The following is a 410-nucleotide window of genomic DNA, read 5'->3' as shown; positions in this document are numbered from 1 at the left end:
CGACCACAACCAATAGGCTCAGTAAAACGCCGACGTGCTCAGTGCGCCGCAGGAGACGAGCTTCCCTCTGCACCAGCCGCTCTATGGCTGAGGTCAGGTCGCGGTCGTCGGAAGGGTCCTTTGCAATCGGCGCGAAGCGGATAGGTCTGGCAGTCTCTTCTTTCACACCCGCTCCTTCGTCCGGATGCGGACAAATGCATGGATTCGCCTTATACGTGCCCGGATCGAGCGGCTGACTCCATACAGTGTCCCCAAAATGGCCAAGCACAAGGCGGACACCCCGGCAACGGCGAGTGCGGAGAGCTGGAGCGTTCGGGCGCAGGAACCGCGCTGGGCGGCGTAGTCGATCGCCGCTTCGGACGTCGGTCCGCCGAAAGCTGCGACGTCGATTGCGTAGAGCACCTGCGGTT

Annotated in this window: 1 protein-coding gene; it reads right to left on the bottom strand. The window is 62.7% G+C overall.

Annotation, left to right across the window (positions count from 1 at the left end; translation table 11 throughout):
• Positions 1-162: 162 nt before the first annotated feature.
• Positions 163-410 (bottom strand): hypothetical protein (locus HL290_RS18745; protein WP_265091546.1); only part of this gene is annotated, 248 nt, incomplete at its 5' end.

It is taken from the genome of Acinetobacter sp. AC1-2 (genome assembly GCF_016124155.1).
Lineage (GTDB): Bacteria > Pseudomonadota > Gammaproteobacteria > Pseudomonadales > Moraxellaceae > Acinetobacter > Acinetobacter calcoaceticus.
Note: the sequence above shows the minus strand (reverse complement) of the source record. Positions and strands in the feature narration are given on the sequence as shown.